Origin of the sequence: Brevundimonas sp. SGAir0440 (assembly GCF_005484585.1) — a bacterium.
Taxonomy (GTDB): domain Bacteria; phylum Pseudomonadota; class Alphaproteobacteria; order Caulobacterales; family Caulobacteraceae; genus Brevundimonas.
In genome coordinates, this window is record NZ_CP039435.1 from 1,902,153 (window position 1) to 1,920,883 (window position 18,731).

General features: G+C 66.7%; 17 protein-coding genes and 1 pseudogene. 7 read left to right on the top strand and 11 right to left on the bottom strand.

Features of this window, described 5'->3' with window-relative positions:
• Positions 1 to 81: 81 nt before the first annotated feature.
• Genes trpC through E7T10_RS09350 form a run of 3 tightly spaced genes read right to left on the bottom strand, consistent with a single transcriptional unit; the run spans position 82 to position 2,503 of the window.
• Positions 82 to 876, bottom strand: a complete 795-nt coding sequence (gene trpC / locus E7T10_RS09340; protein WP_137721579.1) for an indole-3-glycerol phosphate synthase TrpC — start codon at positions 874 to 876, stop codon at positions 82 to 84.
• Positions 873 to 1,910, bottom strand: a complete 1,038-nt coding sequence (gene trpD, locus E7T10_RS09345) for an anthranilate phosphoribosyltransferase (RefSeq protein WP_137721580.1) — start codon at positions 1,908 to 1,910, stop codon at positions 873 to 875. The genes trpC and trpD overlap by 4 nt, the downstream gene beginning before the upstream one ends.
• Positions 1,911 to 1,912: 2 nt before the next feature.
• Positions 1,913 to 2,503, bottom strand: coding sequence for an aminodeoxychorismate/anthranilate synthase component II (locus E7T10_RS09350; RefSeq protein WP_039247450.1), 591 nt, complete (start codon positions 2,501 to 2,503; stop codon positions 1,913 to 1,915).
• An 88-nt stretch (positions 2,504 to 2,591) separates the two neighbouring features.
• Between E7T10_RS09350 and E7T10_RS09355 the strand changes: the two genes are divergently transcribed.
• A complete protein-coding gene (locus tag E7T10_RS09355) occupies positions 2,592 to 2,795 on the top strand; it encodes a hypothetical protein (RefSeq protein ID WP_055809137.1) in 204 nt (67 codons plus the stop codon).
• Here E7T10_RS09355 and trpE read toward each other — a convergent pair.
• Both trpE and E7T10_RS09365 read right to left on the bottom strand, forming a co-directional pair.
• Positions 2,792 to 4,309, bottom strand: coding sequence for an anthranilate synthase component I (gene trpE, locus E7T10_RS09360; protein WP_137721581.1), 1,518 nt, complete (start codon positions 4,307 to 4,309; stop codon positions 2,792 to 2,794). The genes E7T10_RS09355 and trpE overlap by 4 nt on opposite strands.
• Positions 4,306 to 6,213: a peptidylprolyl isomerase gene (locus tag E7T10_RS09365; RefSeq protein WP_137721582.1), complete on the bottom strand. Its 1,908-nt coding sequence runs from the start codon at positions 6,211 to 6,213 to the stop codon at positions 4,306 to 4,308. Before E7T10_RS09365 ends, trpE begins: the two co-directional genes overlap by 4 nt.
• 140 nt (positions 6,214 to 6,353) lie before the next feature.
• On the opposite strand from E7T10_RS09365, the gene tpiA reads away from it, so the two are divergent.
• The 4 genes and pseudogenes from tpiA to E7T10_RS15750 all read left to right on the top strand — a co-directional run bounded on the left by tpiA (position 6,354) and on the right by E7T10_RS15750 (position 9,639).
• Positions 6,354 to 7,106: a triose-phosphate isomerase gene (tpiA, locus tag E7T10_RS09370; protein WP_137721583.1), complete on the top strand. Its 753-nt coding sequence runs from the start codon at positions 6,354 to 6,356 to the stop codon at positions 7,104 to 7,106.
• Positions 7,107 to 7,170: 64 nt separating this feature from the next.
• A complete protein-coding gene (secG, locus tag E7T10_RS09375; protein ID WP_017503940.1) occupies positions 7,171 to 7,602 on the top strand; it encodes a preprotein translocase subunit SecG in 432 nt (143 codons plus the stop codon).
• A gap of 122 nt (positions 7,603 to 7,724) precedes the next feature.
• Positions 7,725 to 9,376, top strand: a pseudogene (locus tag E7T10_RS09380) (CTP synthase).
• A 98-nt stretch (positions 9,377 to 9,474) separates the two neighbouring features.
• A complete protein-coding gene (locus E7T10_RS15750; RefSeq protein WP_165116665.1) occupies positions 9,475 to 9,639 on the top strand; it encodes a hypothetical protein in 165 nt (54 codons plus the stop codon).
• A 1-nt stretch (position 9,640) separates the two neighbouring features.
• On the opposite strand, the gene E7T10_RS09385 is transcribed toward E7T10_RS15750, so the two are convergent.
• The 5 genes from E7T10_RS09385 to E7T10_RS09405 form a co-directional block, all read right to left on the bottom strand.
• Entirely contained in the window at positions 9,641 to 10,993 is a 1,353-nt protein-coding gene (locus E7T10_RS09385) for a hypothetical protein (protein WP_137721584.1), read from the bottom strand.
• 57 nt (positions 10,994 to 11,050) lie between these two features.
• A complete protein-coding gene (locus tag E7T10_RS09390) occupies positions 11,051 to 11,377 on the bottom strand; it encodes a hypothetical protein (protein WP_137721585.1) in 327 nt (108 codons plus the stop codon).
• Between the two features lie 39 nt (positions 11,378 to 11,416).
• Positions 11,417 to 11,974, bottom strand: coding sequence for a GNAT family N-acetyltransferase (locus tag E7T10_RS09395; protein ID WP_210416233.1), 558 nt, complete (start codon positions 11,972 to 11,974; stop codon positions 11,417 to 11,419).
• Between the two features lie 5 nt (positions 11,975 to 11,979).
• Positions 11,980 to 14,199 carry a S9 family peptidase gene (locus E7T10_RS09400; RefSeq protein ID WP_137721587.1) on the bottom strand — a complete coding sequence of 740 codons (2,220 nt, stop codon included), beginning with the start codon at positions 14,197 to 14,199 and terminating at the stop codon, positions 11,980 to 11,982.
• Positions 14,200 to 14,278: 79 nt separating this feature from the next.
• The gene (locus E7T10_RS09405) at positions 14,279 to 16,063 is read right to left on the bottom strand and encodes an acyl-CoA dehydrogenase (RefSeq protein WP_137721588.1); all 1,785 of its coding nucleotides are present in this window, start codon (positions 16,061 to 16,063) and stop codon (positions 14,279 to 14,281) included.
• A gap of 134 nt (positions 16,064 to 16,197) precedes the next feature.
• Here E7T10_RS09405 and E7T10_RS09410 point away from each other — a divergent pair, with 134 nt between their 5' ends.
• Both E7T10_RS09410 and E7T10_RS09415 read left to right on the top strand, forming a co-directional pair.
• The gene (locus tag E7T10_RS09410; RefSeq protein WP_137721589.1) at positions 16,198 to 16,749 is read left to right on the top strand and encodes a cytochrome b; all 552 of its coding nucleotides are present in this window, start codon (positions 16,198 to 16,200) and stop codon (positions 16,747 to 16,749) included.
• Entirely contained in the window at positions 16,746 to 17,663 is a 918-nt protein-coding gene (locus E7T10_RS09415) for an L-threonylcarbamoyladenylate synthase (protein WP_137721590.1), read from the top strand. The genes E7T10_RS09410 and E7T10_RS09415 overlap by 4 nt, the downstream gene beginning before the upstream one ends.
• On the opposite strand, the gene E7T10_RS09420 is transcribed toward E7T10_RS09415, so the two are convergent.
• Positions 17,660 to 18,727: a patatin-like phospholipase family protein gene (locus E7T10_RS09420; RefSeq protein WP_137721591.1), complete on the bottom strand. Its 1,068-nt coding sequence runs from the start codon at positions 18,725 to 18,727 to the stop codon at positions 17,660 to 17,662. The two genes, E7T10_RS09415 and E7T10_RS09420, sit on opposite strands and share 4 nt — an antisense overlap.
• Between the last annotated feature and the right edge of the window lie 4 nt (positions 18,728 to 18,731).

Genomic DNA, 18,731 nt, shown 5'->3' on the forward strand with positions numbered 1-18,731 from the left:
GGCCGTGAACATTTGTCGATGTTCTGTAAGTGTTCCTTGCTAATGTCAACTTAACGGCGAGGCTTGCCGCCGCATCTCGGCTCAGACGGACAGCAGCTGACGGGTCGCCGCCTCGACATCAGCCTGACGCATCAGGCTCTCGCCGACCAGAATCGCCTGGGCATGGGCAGCCGAGACGCGCGCCACGTCGTCGGGCGTGAAGATGCCGCTCTCTGCGACCAGCAGAGCGCGCACGGGGCTGAGCATGGACAGCCGCTCCGTGGTTTCCAGATCGACCTCGAACGTGCGCAGCGAGCGATTATTGACCCCCACCAGATCGCCGCCGAGCGCACAGGCGCGCGCCATTTCTTCCTCGTCGTGGGTCTCGATGAGCGCGTCCATGCCAAAGCGTTCGGCTTCCGACAGCAGTTCAGCGGCCAGGCTGTCATCAATCATGGCGAGGATGATCAGGACGCAGTCGGCGCCAAGGGCGCGGCTTTCGGCGACCTGCCAGGGATCGACCAGGAAGTCCTTGCGCAGGCAGGGCAGGGCGACGGCCTCGCGGGCCTGGCTTAGATAGGCGTCGTCGCCCTGGAAGCTGGGGCCATCGGTCAGCACCGACAGACAGGCCGCGCCGCCGGCCTCATAGGCGCGGGCCAGAGCCGGCGGATCGAAATCGGGCCGGATCAGGCCCTTTGACGGGCTGGCCTTTTTGATCTCGGCGATCAGGGCGGGACGCCCGGTTTCCTCGCCTACACGTTCCAAGGCGGCGCGAAAGCCGCGTGGAGCGGATGCGGCGCGGGCCAAGGCTTCGATCGCGTCCTGTGAAGTCGCTGCCTTGCGGGCGGCGACGTCCTCGCGCTTGTAGGCGGCGATGCGGTCCAGAACGTCGGTCATGCGGGCTCTTCGATTTCCAGCGGCGTGGAGGTGATGCGGGCCAGGCGATCCAGCGCCACGGCGGCTCGACCGTCATCGATCGCGGCAGCTGCGAGCGCGGCACCCTCGGCCAGATCGGCCGCGCGATCCGACACCACGAGGGCGGCGGCGGCGTTCAGCAGTACAATGTCGCGGTAAGGGCCAGCCGCGCCGGCTAGAAGCGCGCGCAGGGCGACGGCGTTCTCCTCGGCGTCGCCGCCGCGAATGTCGGTGATAGAGGCGCGCGGCAGACCGGCGTCCTCGGGCGTGACCTGGAAGCGGCGAACCGCGCCGTCCTTCCATTCGGCGACTTCTGTAGGGCCGGAAGTCGCCAGTTCGTCCAAGCCCTGGCCGTGAACGGTCCAGGCCCGGGTGGCGCCCAGCCGGCCCAGCACCTCGGCCAGCGGCTCCAGCAGGCGCGGATCATAGACGCCCATGACCTGTCGTCTTGCAGACGCCGGGTTCGAAAGCGGTCCCAACAGGTTGAAGACAGTGCGAAAACCGATCTCGGCCCGCACCGGCCCGACATGACGCATCGCCCCGTGATAGGCTGGCGCAAACAGGAAGCAGATCCCGGCTTCGTCCAGCGCCTTCTTCTGCTGCGCTTGCGACGCCATCAGGTTCACGCCCAAGATCGACAAGACGTCGGAAGAGCCTGATTTCGATGACATTGCGCGGTTGCCATGCTTGGCGACTTTCAGACCGGCGCCGGCCAGAACCAGGGCCGCGGCGGTCGAGATATTGTAGGTGTGCTGACCGTCGCCCCCGGTGCCGCACGTGTCGATCACCTCATAGGGGTGATCCAGCGTCAGGGCGGCCTCGCGCATGGCGCCCGCGAAGGCGGCGATCTCGTCCACGGTCTCGCCGCGCATCCGCATGGCGGTGACGGCGGCGGCGACCTGCGAGGGGGTCGGCTCGCCGCGCAGGCAGGCGGCGAAGAAGTCGTGCGCCTGTTGCGACGTCAGCGGATGGCCCTCGACCAGCCGGGCGAGGATCGGCTTGAATCCGTCGCCCACGGTCAGGCGGCCGCGAGGCGCTTTACGCCGGCGATCTCGAGGAAGTTGGCCAGCATGTCGTGACCGTGTTCGGTGGCGATGGATTCGGGGTGGAACTGCACACCGTGGATCGGGCGGGTGCGATGTTGCAAACCCATGATCTCGCCGTCGGCGGTCCAGGCGGTGACCTCCAGGTCGTCCGGCAGGGTTTCGCGCTTGACCGCCAGCGAGTGATAGCGTGTGGCGGTGAAGGGCGAGGGCAGGCCGGCGAAGACGCTCTGACCCTCATGCAGGATCGGCGAGGTCTTGCCGTGCATCAGGGTCTTGGCGCGAATGACGTCGCCTCCGAAGGCCTGGCCGATGGCCTGATGACCCAGGCACACGCCCAGAATCGGCATCGATTCTGGCGCGGTCGTGATCAACGGCAGGCAGATGCCGGCTTGATCGGGCGCGCACGGGCCGGGCGACAGCAGAACGGCGGCGGGGTTCAGCGCCCACGCCTCGTCCACCGACAGGTCGTCGTTGCGCACCACATGCGTCGGCGCGCCCAACTCCGCGAGGTAGTGGACGAGATTGTAGGTGAAGCTGTCGTAGTTATCGACGACGAGGATCATGGCTTGGCTTCTAGGCGTGACGCGCGTCCGCGCCAAGCGGGCGCGGCCTTAAAGCGCATATTAACTCGACGGGACTAGGACTGGGCGGGTGAAACTCGCCGCTGAAAAAGACATCGCCGCCAAGATCGCCGCCGCCAAGGCGAAGCTGGTCGTGGTCGAAACCAGGCCCAACCCCGTCGCCGCACTTGGCGCAGCTGCGCTCGCAGCGACTGCGGCGGTTCTAATGGCGGGCGTCGTCATCATCGGACCCGGCGTGCAGTTCAACGACCCGGCGATGACGATTTCGCGCTAGCGATTGCCGGTCCGAAAGCGCCAGGCGTCTTCCGCCGCCCGCATCGGCGCCCGCGCCTTGTGCTGGGTCTCGGCATATTCGGCCGCAGGATCGCTGTCGGCGACGACGCCGGCCCCGGCCTGAACGAAGATTCGGTCGTCTGCGAACAGGGCGGTGCGCAGAGTGATGCAGATGTCCGCTTCGCCGCCGGCCGAAATATAGCCGACGCCGCCGCCGTAACCGACGCCGCGCTTTTCGCTTTCCAGTTCGTCGATGATCTCCATCGCGCGGACCTTGGGCGCGCCCGACAGGGTCCCGGCGGGCAGGGCGGCCAGCAGCGTGTCGACCGCATCCAGCCTGGGGTCAGCCTTGCCCCGCACGTTGGAGACGATGTGCATGACCTGACTGTAGCGTTCGACGACGAAGCTCTCGGTGACCTCGACCGTGCCGGGCGCCGCGACGCGGCCCACATCGTTGCGGCCGAGGTCCAGCAGCATCAGATGCTCCGCCAGCTCCTTCGGATCAGCCAGCAGTTCGACTTCCAGCGCCTTGTCCGCTTCTGGCGTCGCGCCGCGCATGCGGGTGCCGGCCAGCGGCCGGATCGTGACCTCGCCGTCCTTCAGCCGAACCAGGATCTCGGGGCTGGAGCCGGCGAGCTGGAAACCTTCGAAGTTCAGATAGAACAGATAGGGCGACGGATTCTGGCGACGCAGCGAGCGATAGAAGGCGAAGGGATCGTCGGTCCAAGGCGCCGAAAAGCGGTGGCTGAGCACGACCTGGAAAATGTCGCCGGCGCCGATGTAGTCCTTGGCTCTGGCGACCATCTCGCCGAAGGCCGGCTCGTCAACCGGGGAAGTGAAGACGGGAGGCGGCGTTTGCTGCGGAGCGGCGCGGACGGGCAGGGGGGCGCGCAGGGCCGTCTCGAACGCGTCCAGCCGCGCCGTCGCGGCGTCGAACGCCTCTTGCGCGGCAATGCCGGCGTCGGGATAGGCGGCCGACACCAGAACAATCTCGTGGCGGACCGAGTCGAAGATGGCCACAAGCGAGGGCCGTGTCAGCACGGCGTCGGGCAGATCGAGCGGATCGGGGTTTGGCGCGCCCAGCGGTTCCAGCAGGCGCACCATGTCGTAGCCGAAGACGCCGAACAGGCCGGCGGCCATCGGCGGCAAACCCTCCGGCAGATCGAACTTCGACGCCGCGATCAGCGCGCGCAGGGATTGCAGCGCCGGCAGGGGGTCGGCCGTAAAGCGACCCTCCGCTATGGCTGAGCCGCGCGACATTTCGGCCGCGTTGGATCGACAACGCCAGACCACATCGGGATCCAGCGTCAGGATGGAGTAGCGTCCCTTGACCGCGCCGCCCTCCACCGATTCCAGCAGACAGGCGTACGGCCGATCGCGTCCCAGCTTCAGATAGGCCGAGACCGGGGTTTCCAGGTCATCGATGACCCGTCGAACCAGGACCTGCGGCCGACCGGCCGAAAGGCCGGCGGCGAAGGCGTCGAACGTGAGGTCGCGCGAAGCGTCGTCGGTCATTGCGCCGGTGCGGCGGGCGTTGCGCCACTCGACAGACCCAGGGCCGACAGCGCCTGATCCGGGTCGTTCTTGGCCTTCGAGCGCTGGGCGCCCGCCGAAACCGACGCTTCGACCATGGCCTGCACCAACTCCTGGGTCAGGCGCGGGCGAACCTGCTCGGCCAGCGGACCGGCTACGGCCGGATTGGCGGCGCGGACGTTGTCGACGCGGCCGACCACATAGGCGGTCTGCGACGCCGGCTGCGAGAAGGCCTGGCCCTTGGACTGGCCGAATAGACCCTGAAGCACGCCCTGGCCCAAGGCTTCCTGGGTCTGCTGATTGCGGATGACGCCGGTGCGCACGGTCAGCGGCGCATTGACCGAGCGGGCGACCGCAGCGATGTCCTCGCCATTGCGCACGCGGGTCGTCAGCTCTTCAGCCTTGGCCGACAGGCGACGCATGGTCTCCCGCTGGATCCATTGGGCGGCCAGGGGCTCGCGCACCTCGGCCAGGGTCGGCAGGGCCGACGGGCGGATGTCGTTGACGCGCACGGCGAAATACTGGCCCTGACCGGCGTCGATGACGTCGCTCTCGCCGCCCTTGGCCAGGCTCCAGGCCGTCTCGAAGATTTGCGGAGGGGCGTTCAGCGCCTGACCGTTCGGCAGCTTGCCGTCCTTGGTGAAGGGCGGCAGATCGACGATGCGACCGCCGGCCTCACGCGCGGCGTCAGCGAGGTTCTTTCCGGCCGTGCGGGCGGCTTCGTACTTCTCGACCTTGGCGTAGGTCTGGGTCTTCACGTCCTCGGCGCGCAGTTCCTGGATCAGCTCCTCGCGAGCGCTGTCCAGCGTGGCGGGCGCGGCGGGTTGGACGGCCGTCACCTTGGCGACGGCGAAGCCGACACCGGCCTGGACCGGATTGGACACCTGATTGGCTTGCAGGCCGAAGACGGCGGCTGCGGTCGCGGCGTCGCCGATGGCCGAGCGGGGCGTCTCGTTGAAGGCGGCCGGCGTGATGTTGTTGCCGCGACCGACGTCGGCGGGCGATTGGCCCGCGCGCAGGGCGGCGGCGATCTTCTGGGCGGTCTCGCGGTTAGGGGCGGTCAGGGTGACGAAGGAGCGCGTCTCGGGCTTGCTCAGCGTGTCCTTCTTGAACTCGAAGCGCTCGCGGATGCGGTCTTCCGAGATCGGCGCATTGGCCGACCCCTCAGGCGTGAACAGAACGACCGACACCATGCGGAACTCGGGCGCGCGCAGGCGGTCGGCGTTCTCCTGAATGAAGGCGTTCAACTGGGCGTCGGTCGGAGCCGGGATCTGACCAGCCATCGCGGGGGTCACCTCGAACCAGCGCCCGTCGCGGCTCTCGAAGGCGGACCCGGCCAGCAGCGCGCCATAGATGCGCGGCACGCGGGCGCCGGCGAAGACGGCGGCGCCGAAATGCTCGGTCGCATATTGGTCGCGCAGGTCCTGCTCCAGCATGGCGGGCGTGAGGTTCTGCTGCGCGAGAGCCGCCTCATAGGCCTGCTGATCGAACTGGCCGGTGACCGAGTTGAAGAAGGCCGGGATCTGGCGGATCTGCTTGACGATCAGTTCCTTGCCCGGGCGGATGCCCGCCTTGTAGGCCCAGTTCAGGAAGCCCAGCTGCTGCGTCTGCTCGGTCAGGAAGCGGACGTGGATGTTTTCCGCCACCAGCTCCTGGTTCGTCAGGGGACGGCCGACCTGCTGCTGCAGCCGTTCACGCACCTGATCGAAGGCGGTGCGGAACTCGGCCTCGTTCATCGAACGATCGCCCGCATCGATGACGTGCTTCGGTCCCAGGTTGGAGAAGACATCCATCCGCGCGCCGACGATCACGAAGCTGATCGCGATCAGGACAAGCAGGGCGGCCGCCCATTTGGATCGAGAGAAGGCGCGGAAGGCGGTGAGCATTCGAAAACCCGGGACTGGCCGATATTGGCGTCAATCGTCGCGTATAGTCGGGGCGAGGCCGCCGCTGCAAGGATGGCTTCGTGTCCGGATTGCGGCGGCGCCTCTTGGCTTGGCGGTTTTCGCCTTCTAGACAGGCGGCCATGAAACAATCCGTGAAGATGATCGTCGGCAATTGGAAGATGAACGGCGTCTCGGCCGCCCTGGCGCAGGCTGAGGCGATCAGGGATGCCGTCGGTACGACGGGGCAGGGCTGCCGTGTGGTGCTGTGCCCGCCGGCGACGCTGATCGACCGCATGCAGTCCGCCCTGGCGGGCAGCGGCGTGGCCGTGGGCGGTCAGGATTGCCATGAGAAGGCCACCGGCGCCTTCACCGGCTCGGTATCGGCCGAAATGCTGGTCGACGCCGGCGCGACCGTGGTGATTCTGGGGCATTCCGAACGCCGCTCGGCTTTCGGCGAGACCGATGCGGACATTTCCGCCAAGGTCGAGGCCGCCATCGCCGCCGGGCTAGAGCCCATCGTGTGCGTCGGTGAAACACTGCAGCAGCGGGAAGCGGGCGACGCCATCGCCGTCGTGTCGGGCCAGGTCGCGGGCTCGCTGCCGTCCTGCCTGGCCGAGCGCGATTTCGCAGTGGCCTATGAACCCGTTTGGGCCATCGGGACGGGCCTGACACCCACTCTGGATCAGATAGCCGAGGTCCATGCGGCCGTGCGCGCCGCCATCGTCGCAAAGCTGGGAGACGGCGCTCGCACCGCGCCCATTCTGTATGGCGGTTCGGTCAAACCCGAGAATGCGCGCGACATTCTGGCTACGCCGGAAGTCGGCGGCGCCCTGGTCGGCGGCGCGTCCTTGAAGGCCGAGGACTTCATGCCGATCGTCAACGCCGCCGCCTGACGTTTGCCCCTGGCGCGCTTCGATGATAGAGGCCGCCGCTTGATCGGCGCAGATCCGCGCCCACATGAATGACGCCATGCTCCAGACCATCCTGCTCGTCGCCATCATCATCGTCGCCATCGCGCTGACGGGCATTGTCCTGCTTCAGAAGTCCGAGGGCGGCGCCCTGGGCATGGGCGGCGGTCCGTCGGGCTTCATGACCGCACGCGGCGCCGGCAACTTACTGACCGTCACCACCTGGTGGCTGGCGGCCGCGCTGTTCGCCCTGACGATCATTCTGACGGTTGTCGGCAATATGGACCGCGCTTCGGTGTCCGGCATCGACGCCGACGCCGTGGGTTCGCTGGCCACGACGCCGCAGACCCAGACGCAACAGCCCGCCCAGCAACAGCCCGCTGCGCCGGCCAAGCCGGCGACGCCTTCGCTGGATGATCTGGAAGCCAGCCTGCCGTCGGCCTCCACCGCTCCGGCGCCGGCCCAACAGCCCGCCCAGTAAGGCTCCGACAAAGACCCGAGTTTCAGAAAGCGCGCCGCAGGGCGCGCTTTCTTCTTTTGATCAACAGTTCGATTCGACGGCGGCATGACCGAGCCGCGAATCATGGAGTAAGGTGTCCCCCCATGGCTCGCTATGTGTTCATCACCGGCGGCGTGGTTTCCTCGCTAGGAAAAGGCCTCGCCTCCGCCGCTCTCGGCGCTCTTTTGCAGGCGCGCGGCTACAAGGTCCGCCTGCGCAAGCTCGACCCCTATCTGAACGTCGATCCGGGCACGATGAGCCCGTATCAGCACGGCGAGGTCTTCGTGACCGACGACGGCGCCGAGACCGACCTGGACCTGGGCCACTACGAGCGGTTCACCGGCGTGTCGGCGGCCAAGTCCGACAACATCACGACCGGCCGCATCTATTCGACCATTCTGGAGAAGGAGCGTCGCGGCGACTATCTGGGCGCGACGGTGCAGGTCATTCCGCACGTCACCGACCAGATCAAATCCTTCTGCCTAACCCCGCCCTGACCGACGCGGGCGAAGACGTCGACTTCGTTCTGGTCGAGATCGGCGGCACGGTCGGGGACATCGAAGGCCTGCCGTTCTTCGAGGCGATCCGCCAGTTGGGGCAGGACCTCCCGCGCGGCCAGAGCTGCTTCGTCCATCTGACGCTGCTGCCGTTCATCAAGACTGCCGGGGAGATGAAGACCAAGCCGACGCAGCACTCGGTCAAGGAATTGCGGTCCATCGGCATCCAGCCGGACATCCTGCTTTGCCGCTGCGAGCAGCCGATCCCGGCTGAGGAAAAGCGCAAGATCGGCCAGTTCTGCAACGTGCGCGAAAGCGGCGTCATTCAAGCAATGGACTCCGCTGACATCTATGCCGTGCCGCTGGACTATCACCGCGAGGGTCTGGACCGCGAAGTGCTGGCGCATTTCGGCATCAACGATGCGCCCGAGCCGGATCTGACCGGCTGGCAGGAGATCGCGCGTCGCCGCCTGCAGCCCGACGGCGAGGTCACCATCGCCGTGGTCGGGAAATACACCGTCCTCAAGGACGCCTATAAGTCGCTGATCGAGGCGCTTCATCACGGCGGCGTGGCCAACAACGTCAAGGTCAACATCGACTGGGTCGAGGCCGATACCTTCGAGGGCGATCCCGAGGCCTGCGAGGAGCGGTTGCAAGGCGCGCACGCCGTTCTGGTGCCGGGCGGCTTCGGTGAGCGCGGCTCGGAAGGCAAGATCGAGGCGGCCCGCTTCGCCCGTGAGCGCAACATCCCTTACTTCGGCATCTGTTTCGGCATGCAGATGGCGGTGATCGAGGCCGCGCGGAACCTGGCCGGCTATCCCAAGGCCTCTTCCACCGAGTTCGGCCCGACCGCCGAGCCGGTCGTCGGCCTGATGACCGAATGGACCCAGGGCAACCAACGCGTCCTGCGTCAGCAAGGCGGCGATCTGGGCGGCACCATGCGGCTGGGCGCCTATGATTCGACTCTGGCTGCCGGGTCCAAGATCGCCGAGATTTACGGTTCGACCGCGATCAGCGAGCGTCACCGCCACCGCTACGAGGTCAACATCAACTATCGCGAGGCGATCGAGCAGAAGGGCGGACTGGTCTTCGCCGGTCTGTCGCCCGACGGTGTGCTGCCCGAAACCGTCGAACGCCCCGACCACCCCTGGTTCATCGGCGTTCAGTATCACCCCGAGCTGAAGAGCCGTCCGTTCGCGCCGCATCCGCTGTTCGCCAGCTTCATCGGCGCGGCCGTGGTGCAGAGCCGCTTGGTCTGACAGAACGCGGTTCGCACAGACTCCATCAGGTCCGCATTTTGCAGTAGACTGTTCGGAACGGATCGAATTGGCCCGATCCGAATGCGGCGGGACCGTCGATGATCGGCGAGTTGCTTTATCACCTGCACCGGCATGTGCGCCTGGTGCTTATCGCCGGAGCGCTGATGCTCGTGCTCGGCGTGGTCCTGGTCGGCTATGAAGCGCTGCGGCTTCTGGACCAGCCGCCGGCCCGCCCGGCCGAAGCCGGACAGGCCTTGAGCTAGATCAGTCGATCTTCAGCCGCACGAAGAGCATCGCCCCGTCGGGATCGCCGCCGTACAGCGCCTCCAACGCCGTCGGCACGCGATTCATGGCATAGAGACCGCCGAGGCCGAACCGGACGTGTTCGGAGATCCGCCAGTCGTGGACCACGCCGACCGACGCCTTGCTCACCGTGTAGAGCGGGCCGTGGCCGCTGCCGACGCCGGGCACCAGTTCATCCGTCTCGATCCGCTCGGCGCGGGCGAAGACGCTCCAGCGGTCGTTCGGATGGACGGCGGATTCGAGCAGCCACCCGTCCTTCGATTCGCCATGGTCATTGGTCTTGCGGCCCCAGGCCAGGGTCGAGGACCACCAGCCGTCATCGCCCAGTCGCCGCGTATGAATGGCGCTGGCCGACCATTTCGTCTCGTCCTCGTCGGGCTCCAGCTGTTCCGGCGAGGAGACATCGGCGTAGGAGGCCTGCAGCGACCAGTCGTCGCTCGGATTCCAGGCGGCGCGAACGGACCAACTGTCCAGCCGGGGCGAATCGATGCCCCAGCGTTCCTCGTCCGGCTCACGACCCTTAAAGGCCGAGGTCTCGATCTTGAACCGGTCGTGCGCCCAGCCCAAGGTCGTCACACCGAAGACGATATGGGTCGAGTCCAGCCAGTGGTGGGTGATCGGCGCCTCGGGACTGTCCATCGCGCTCAGGCGGTGCATGAAGGCGGGCGGGCCGAAGGCAGGCTCTCCAGGCAGGCCAATGTAGCCATAGACGCTGTCCTTGTCGGACAGACGCTTCGAATAGCTGGCTGACAGCTCCATGAAGAGGTCGTGGGGGTGCTGACGATCGACCAGCGGATTCACCCCATCCGCCGTTTCGCCCGCCGCCAGAAGCAGCGGATAGCCGGACTTGCCCATCAGCGGGTCGGGGCTGAGCATGGCGCGCAGGTTCAGCTTCGAACCGTCGTCGAAGTCACGCCGCGCCGAGGTCATCAGCATGCCGGCGACGAAGGTCTTGTCGCCGCCGCGCGGACCGGACTGCGTATCGTAAACCAGGTTCAGCATGGCGTGGGTCATCACCATCCAGTCGCCACGGACGCTGTGGACGCCGCCGTGTTCGCCGGCGTCGGGCTGCCAGCTGGTGCCGGAGGCGTCGCGGCTCATGGGCCAGGGACCGTAGGGGCTGGTCATCGTATGACCCATGCTGGCGTGATCGGTCATCGGCTCGGCCGATGACATGGGCATGTCGTGGCCCGCGTGCGGATCGGCTGTGTGCTTGGTCGATGCGTGGTGCGAGTGATCCTGCGCCGCCGCGGCCTGAGCCAGGGCGAGCAGGGAAGCGCCGGCGCAGGCGCCGACGACAGTACGGATAGCCATTCAAGGCCTCCTCTGATGATCGTGACGGAGTGCGCCTTGCGAGAGGCGCGAGGTGTGTCAGACGATCAGGGGGCGGGGCGGTCCGGGGTCGGGCGCCAGCAGGCGACCGGCCGGCAGGGCGGCCGGAACGGCGACGACGCGCGACGGCGACAGGGTCGGACCGGAAACCGGCGCGGGGTCCAGCGTCGGCGTCGTGACGCAGGCGACGCAGCAGATCATCGCCTTCATGGCCTTGGGCGCTTGGTTCGGGGTCTGGTCGGGCGAAGACTGACCCGTCTGATGGCAGGGCGCGGCGGTCGCCGGCGACGCCGAGGCGCCGACCGCGCCGAGCGCCAGCACCGACAGGGCGCCGATCAGCAGCAACAGGGATTGAACGATCTTCACGGCGTCAGGATAGGCGTCGGGTCACGGCGCCGCAATGCGTCAGCGCAGCGGCTTCTTGTCGACAAGGGGCAAACCCGGCGCGTCGGGCGCTGTGGTGCCACCGTCGCCCAGCACCCGCTGCATGAACACCACATCGCGCCAGTCGTCGTGCTTCCAGCCGGCCGCCTTGAACACGCCGGCGTCGCTGAAGCCGCGCGTACGGTGCAGCGCGATTGAACCGACGTTCTCCGCATCACCGATGACCGCGACCATCTGACGAAGACCCATCGCTTCGCACCGAACGATCAACGCATCGAGGAGGGCGCCGGCCACGCCGCGCCCCCTGGCCCAGGGCGCGACGTAGATGGAGTCCTCGACCATGTAGCGATAGGCCTGACGCGTGCGAAACGGCCCGGCATAGGCGTATCCGGCGACCGCGCCGTCGATCTCGACCACGAGCCGCGGCAGGCCGAGCGCCTCGACGGCGGCGAGCCTTGCGGCCATCTCGGTCTCGTCAGGCGCCTCCAGCTCGAAGGTGCCGCGCCCATTGGCGACGCTCTCGGCATAGATGGCCGTGATCGCGGCGATGTCGTCGGGACGGGCGTCGCGAACCGTCAGTGCGCTCACGCGTGCTCCCAGCCCTTGTCGATGGCCCAGACGGCGAAGGCGTAATCGTGGGCGACTTCTTTCAGATAGTCGAACCGCCCAGCCGCGCCGCCGTGACCGGCCTCCATATTGATCTTCAGCAGCACCGGCTTGCCCGAGGTGGTCGCGGGTCGCAGCTTGGCGACCCACTTCTCCGGCTCCCAGTAGGTGACGCGCGGATCGGACAGGCCCCCCGTCGCCAGGACCGCCGGATAGGCTTTCGGCTCGACCTGATCGTAGGGACTGTAGCTCATCATATAGTCGTAGGCGGCCGGGTCCTCGATCGGGTTGCCCCACTCGGGCCATTCGGGCGGCGTCAGCGGCAGCGAGGTGTCCGACATGGTGTTGATCACGTCCACGAACGGCACTTGACCGATGATCCCGGCCCACAGGTCGGGCCGCATGTTGTTGACCGCGCCCATCAGCAGACCGCCCGCCGATCCGCCCTGGGCCACGATGTTTCCGGCCGTGGCGTATTTCTTGTCGATCAGGTGTTCGGCGGAAGCGATGAAGTCGGTGAAGGTGTTCTTCTTCGTCATCTTCCGGGCGTCGAGGAACCAGCCCCAGCCCTTGTCCGATCCGCCGCGAATATGGGCGATGGCGTAGATCCAGCCGCGATCCACCAGCGACAACCGGTTTGTCGAGAAGCTGGCCGGCATGGGGATGCCGTAGGAGCCGTAGCCATAGAGCAGCAGGGGCGCCGAACCGTCGACCGGCGTCGATTTGCGACGCAGCACCGTGACTGGCACCAACTGACCGTCCGAGGCGGGCGCGTTCAGCCGCTCGACGACATAGTCTTCGATATTGTGACCAGACGGAATCTGCTGCGTCTTTCGCAGAGCCCTTTCGCGCGACGCCATGTCGTAGTCGAACGTCTGCGTCGGCGTGGACGGCGAATTGTAGGTGTAGCGTGTGGTCGTCGTCTCATATTCGGAGGCGCCGGCCAGCGAGAGGGCGAAAGCCGGTTCGTCCACCGCGATCTCATGCTCGGCGCCTTCGCGGTCGCGGATGATGATGCGGGTGTTGGCGTCGGCACGCTCCTGACGCGCCAGATGGGCGTGGGTCAGGTCCAGGCCTTCGATGAAGCGGCCCGGCGTGTGCGGCACCAGATCGGTCCAATTCGCTTTGGCCGGCGTCGCGGTCGGGGCCTGGACGATCTTGAAATCGATGGCCTCGTCCGCATTGGTGCGGATCACCCAGCGGTCGCCCCAGTGATCGACGTCGTAGCGGGTCGCCACAACGCGCGGCTCCAGCACGACGGGCTCGGCCGTCGGCGTAGCGGCGGGAATGTAGCGCGCCTCCGACGTTTCTTGGTTCTGAATGCCGATCACGATGAACTGGTCGTCGGCGGTGCGGCCCACGCCGATGAACATGCCGTCGTCGGCTTCCTCATAGACCAAGGTGGTCGCGCCGCCGCGGGCCGGGCGACGGAAGATCTTGTCCGGACGGCCGTTGTCGTCGCGGTTGGTCCAGAAGATCCACTGGCTGTCCGGCGAGAAGACGAAGTCGCCGGTGGCGCTGTCGATCACCTCGGGCAGCACCTCGCCGGTCGCCAGATCCTTGACGTAGATCTTGTGCACCTCGGAACCTTGGGCGTCCTCTGCATAGGCGAACAGCGTATGATCCGGGCTGTGGCTTGCGGCCGACACTTCCGAATAGGCCTTGCCTTTGGCTAGCTCGTTGGCGTCCAGCAGCAGCTGGGGCGTCGGGGCCATGACAAAGTTTTTCGTCACCGGCTGACCATCGACCATCCACGTGCCCTGACGCTCGACGCGCATGTAGCGGGGGTGCTGATCGCCTGTCTGGTATTCGACGTAGTAGTTCCAGCCGCCATCCGGCGCCGGAACCGAGCTGTCGTCTTCCTTGATGCGGCCGCGCATCTCGGCGAACATCGTCTCCTGCAAGGGCAGGGTGGAGGCCATCATGGCCTCGCGGTAGGCGTTCTCGGCGGTCAGGTGCTCCTTGACCTCGGCCTTGATCAGGGTCGGATCGCGCAGGACCGCCTGCCAATTGTCGTCCTTCATCCACTGATAGTCGTCGGTCCGGGTGCGGCCCAGTTGTTCGATGACGACGGGGATTTTCTTGGCGACGGGCGGTTGAGGCATGGGGGATCCGGTGGACTGACGGGCGAGCGCGGGGGAAGCCGAAACGGCGAGGGCGGTCGCCGCCGTGGACATGATCATTTGCCGACGATTCATCGGACGCTCCCTGCTTGTTTGAAGGGCGGACCTTGAAGGTCCGGCCCCCTCTACGTCAAACGGAGAAACGCCGAGCCGATCATCCGGCCAGCGCGTCCACCGTCATCCGCCGCAGCAGGTCGCCGCCCTGACCCACGGCAGCGAGACGGCTGGAAACGTGGCCCAAGACATTGGCGGCATAGACTTCGTAGAGGTCCAGCTTGCCCTGCAGCCAAATCGGATCACCGTCATTGGCGTCCAGCTTCGCCTTTGCCGCAAGCGCGCCCTTGGCCAGCATCCATCCGCCGGCCACATCGCCCAGCAGTTTCAGATAGGCGTCGGCGGCCGCCAGCACGTCGGCCGCTGCATTCGGATCGGCCTTCTGATCCAGCAGCCACAGGGTCGCATCCTCGACCGCCTCGATGGCGGTGGCGAACCGTTCGACGGGCTTGCCGCTATAGAGCTTTCCGAGATCGACCAGCGTCGCCTTCATGTCCGCGATCAGCGCCTTGGCCGCATCGCCGCCGTCCATCGACAGTTTGCGACCCACCAGATCCATGGCCTGGATGCCATTGGTGCCTTCGTAGATCGGGGCGATGCGGGCGTCGCGATAGTATTGCGCCGCGCCGGTCTCTTCGATGAAGCCCATGCCGCCGTGGATCTGGACGCCCATCGAGGCGACCTCGCAGCCGATATCGGTGGACCAGGCCTTGGCGATGGGGGTGAACAGGTCCTCGCGCCCCTTCCAATGGCGACGTTCCTCATCGGTCCCGGCATGGCGAGCGAGATCGGCGGCGACGCCGGTCGACAGGCATACGGCGCGCGCCGCCGAAATCTTGGCCTTCATGACGCTGAGCATGCGGCGCACGTCGGGATGGTCAAAGATCGGGGCGTTGGCCTCGCCGGTCCAGACCGAGCGCCCCTGACGACGGTCCAAGGCATAGGCGAGGGCGTGCTGATAGGCGCGTTCGGCGATGCCGACGCCCTCGACGCCAACCGCCAGGCGCGCTGCGTTCATCATCACGAACATGTGGGCCAGGCCCTGGTTCGGCTGGCCGACCAGTTCCGCGGTCGCCCCTTCATAGCTCATGACGCACGTCGGCGAGGCGTGGATGCCCAGCTTGTGCTCGACGCCGACCGGCCGGAAGGCGTTGCGGTCGCCCAGCGTGCCGTCTTCCTTCACCGCATACTTCGACGCCAGGAACAGACTGATGCCCTTGGGCCCTTTGGGCGCGTCCGGCAGGCGGGCCAGCACCAGGTGCACGATATTGTCGGTCGCGTCGTGGTCGCCCCAGGTGATGTAAATCTTCTGCCCGTTCAGCGCATAGGTTCCGTCGCCGTTCGGCGTCGCCGTAGTGATCAGCGAACCCAGGTCCGATCCGGCGCCTGGCTCGGTCAGCACCATGGCGCCGGTCCATTCGCCGCTGACCAGCTTGGTCAGATATTTGGCCTTCTGCTCTTCCGTCCCGACCTGCTCCAGCGCCTCGATCGAGGCCAGCGACAGCATGGGGCACAGGCCAAACGCCATGTTGGCGGCATGGACGGTCTCATAGGCCGCCAGTTCCAGCGCCTTGGGCAGGGCCTGTCCGCCGGCTTCGGTCGAGGCCGACAGCCCGGTCCAGCCGCCGGCCGCGAACTGGCGATAGGCGTCGGCGAAGCCGGGCGCGGCGGTGACGGCACCATTGGCGTAGGTCGAGCCCTTCTGATCCCCGATCCGGTTCAGCGGGGCCAGCACCTCTTCGGAGAATTGCCCCGCCGCCTCCAGAACGGCGCCGGCGACGTCAGCGTCATAGTAGGGAAAGGCGCCGGTTGCGGCCACGTCGGCCATGCCAGCGACGGATTCCAAAGTGAAGGCCAGGTCTCGAACGGGCGCGCGATAGGTCATGGGTTTCCTCAATCGTCTTTGCGGCCTAAGTGCCGCGTCGGGGCCTGTCGCTGCAAGCGTCTTGGCGACGCGCCCCGTCTCAGTGCAAAGTGGCTGAAGGCATGGTGACGCCGTGCCGTCGCGGAAGGGAAGACATGGGCGAGCCCCGCAATCGATATTCGGTCGTTTCCCTGCTGATGCACTGGGGTATCGCCGCCGCCGTTCTGGCGCAGGTGCTGCTGATCACCGCGCACGAGAATACGGAAGGGCCGATTTCGGGCCAGTTCGTCATGCTGCACAAGTCGCTGGGTCTGACAATTCTGGTGCTGACCCTCGCACGGATCGGATGGCGTCTGGCGCATCCGGCGATTCCTCTGCCATCGGCCTTGCCGCGCTGGCAGAAGGTGGCGGCGCGCGCGACGCACGTCCTGTTCTATCTGGCCCTAATCGTCATTCCGATGACCGGTTGGCTCGCATCCTCGGCGGGCGGGCGGGCGATCGAGTGGTTTGGCCTCTTCTCCTGGCCCCTGCTGCCCGTCGGCGGCGGGCGCGAAACGGCGCGCAGCCTGATGGGGCTGCACGAACTGGCGGTGAAGGGTCTCTATGTCTTGATCGCCCTACATGTGATCGCGGCGCTGAAGCACCAGTTCATTGATCGGGACAATGTGCTGCACCGGATGATCCCGATCATCCCGCGCCGACCGTGAGCCAAACGCCACTGCAAGCCGCTCAGGCGCTGGCGAACGGCGATCTGATCCTGCTGCCGACCGAGACCGTTTATGGACTGGGCGCCGACGCGAGCAATGCCGAGGCTGTCGCCGCCATCTTCGCCGCAAAAGGACGACCGAAGTTCAATCCGCTGATTTCGCATGTCGTGGATGTCGATGCGGCCGCCGAAATCGGCGAGTTGGGCCCGCTCGGAGGGGCCTTGGCGGATGCCTTCTGGCCAGGGCCCTTCACGCTGATCACGCCAATCCTTGACACGCGCAGGGTCTGCGATCTGGCGCGCGCCGGACTGGACAGCGTCGCGATCCGCGTTCCGGCGCATCCGGCGGCCAGGGAAGTGTTGGCGGTGTTCGGCGGCCCGGTCGTAGCCCCCTCGGCCAACCGTTCCGGACGACCCAGCCCGACGACCTTCCCCGATGCTGTCGAGGAGACGGGCTTTGCCGTCTCAGCGGCGGTCGATGGCGGGCCTTGCCAGGTCGGTCTGGAAAGCACGGTCGTGTCAGTGCTGGGAGGAAGGGTCGACTTGCTTCGTCCCGGCGTCATCACTCGGTCCGAGATCGAGGCCGTCGTAGGTCCCCTTCATCAGAGCGGGGAGGGGCATCGTTCGCCCGGGAGACTGACCCTGCACTATGCGCCGGATGCGCCGGTTCGGATCGAGGCGGAGCAGGCGCGTGACGGCGAGATCCTGCTCGGCTTCGGCCCCGAAGCCGGTGAGCCGCGCTGGAGCTTGAGCCCGTCGGGCGATCTGCGCGAAGCCGCCGCCAACCTGTTCCGACTGCTGCGCGAGGCCGATCGCACACGGCCGACAGGTATCGCCGTATCGCCGATCCCGACGACGGGACTGGGTGAAGCCATCAACGACCGTCTGCGCCGGGCGGCAGGCTTCGTCGGCTAGCCGAAGCGGGCCTGAAGATCGACGCTTGACTGGCGTCCGACACTGGCCAGGCACGCGTTCAGCCAATCGTCGGCGGCCGCACGTCCTCGCGCCTTCAGGTCGTTGAGGAAACCCCATTCGGTGTTGAACTTGGATCGCAGCGACAGGTCCGAAAGCCAGCCGTCCGCCTCGATCGCGTGCAGCCGGACGTGCCGATAAGGTCCCGCGCCGCCGCCTTTCAACTGCCCATGTTCGATCAAATCACCCGCCAGGGCGATAGCGCGCAGCTCGGCGACCAGCGGCGCGTTGAAGACGATCTCGTTCAGCCGATCGACGATGTCGCCTGCGCTTTTCGGCGTCTCGTCGCGCATCATCGGATTGAGTGTGATCAACAGCACGTCGTCCGGCGTGTCGTCTCCGGTCAACGGCCACAGCGGCGGATTGGTCAGATAGCCGCCGTCCCAATAGGGCTCGCCCTCGATCTCCACGGCTTGAAACAGATGCGGCAGGCACGCCGACGCCATCAGGACATCGGCGTTGATCTCATTCGTCTCGAAGATGCGCGCCTTCGCCTGGCGCACGGCGGTGGCGGCGACGAAAAGCCGGATGTCCGAGGCCTGAACGGCGCCGAAATCGACCGAGGCCTGCAAAACCCGTTTCAGAGGATTATGGTTCAGCGGATTGAATTCATAAGGACTCATCGACATCGCCAGCGTCTCGCCCGCGCGCCAGAATGGGTTGTCCTTGATCCAGTCGGGCGTCCGCGCCGCATTCCAGATCGCGCTGTCGCCGAAGACGTTGCGACCGCCGAACTGGTTGACCTCTCGCCAGAGCTTGTCCAGCGCGGCGCGGCCATCTCCTGACGCGAGGCCCGACACCAGGGCCGCGCCGTTCATCGCTCCCGCTGAGACGCCGGACACGGCGCGTATATCAAGCCGATCGTCTTGCAACAGACGATCCAGCACACCCCATTGGAAGGCGCCGTGTGCGCCGCCGCCCTGAAGCGCAAGGCAGATGGGACGTCGGGCAGGAGCGGCGGAAACGGTGTCCGCCGCCTCGGCGGTCTTGCGCTTGAAAATCGCCATGACC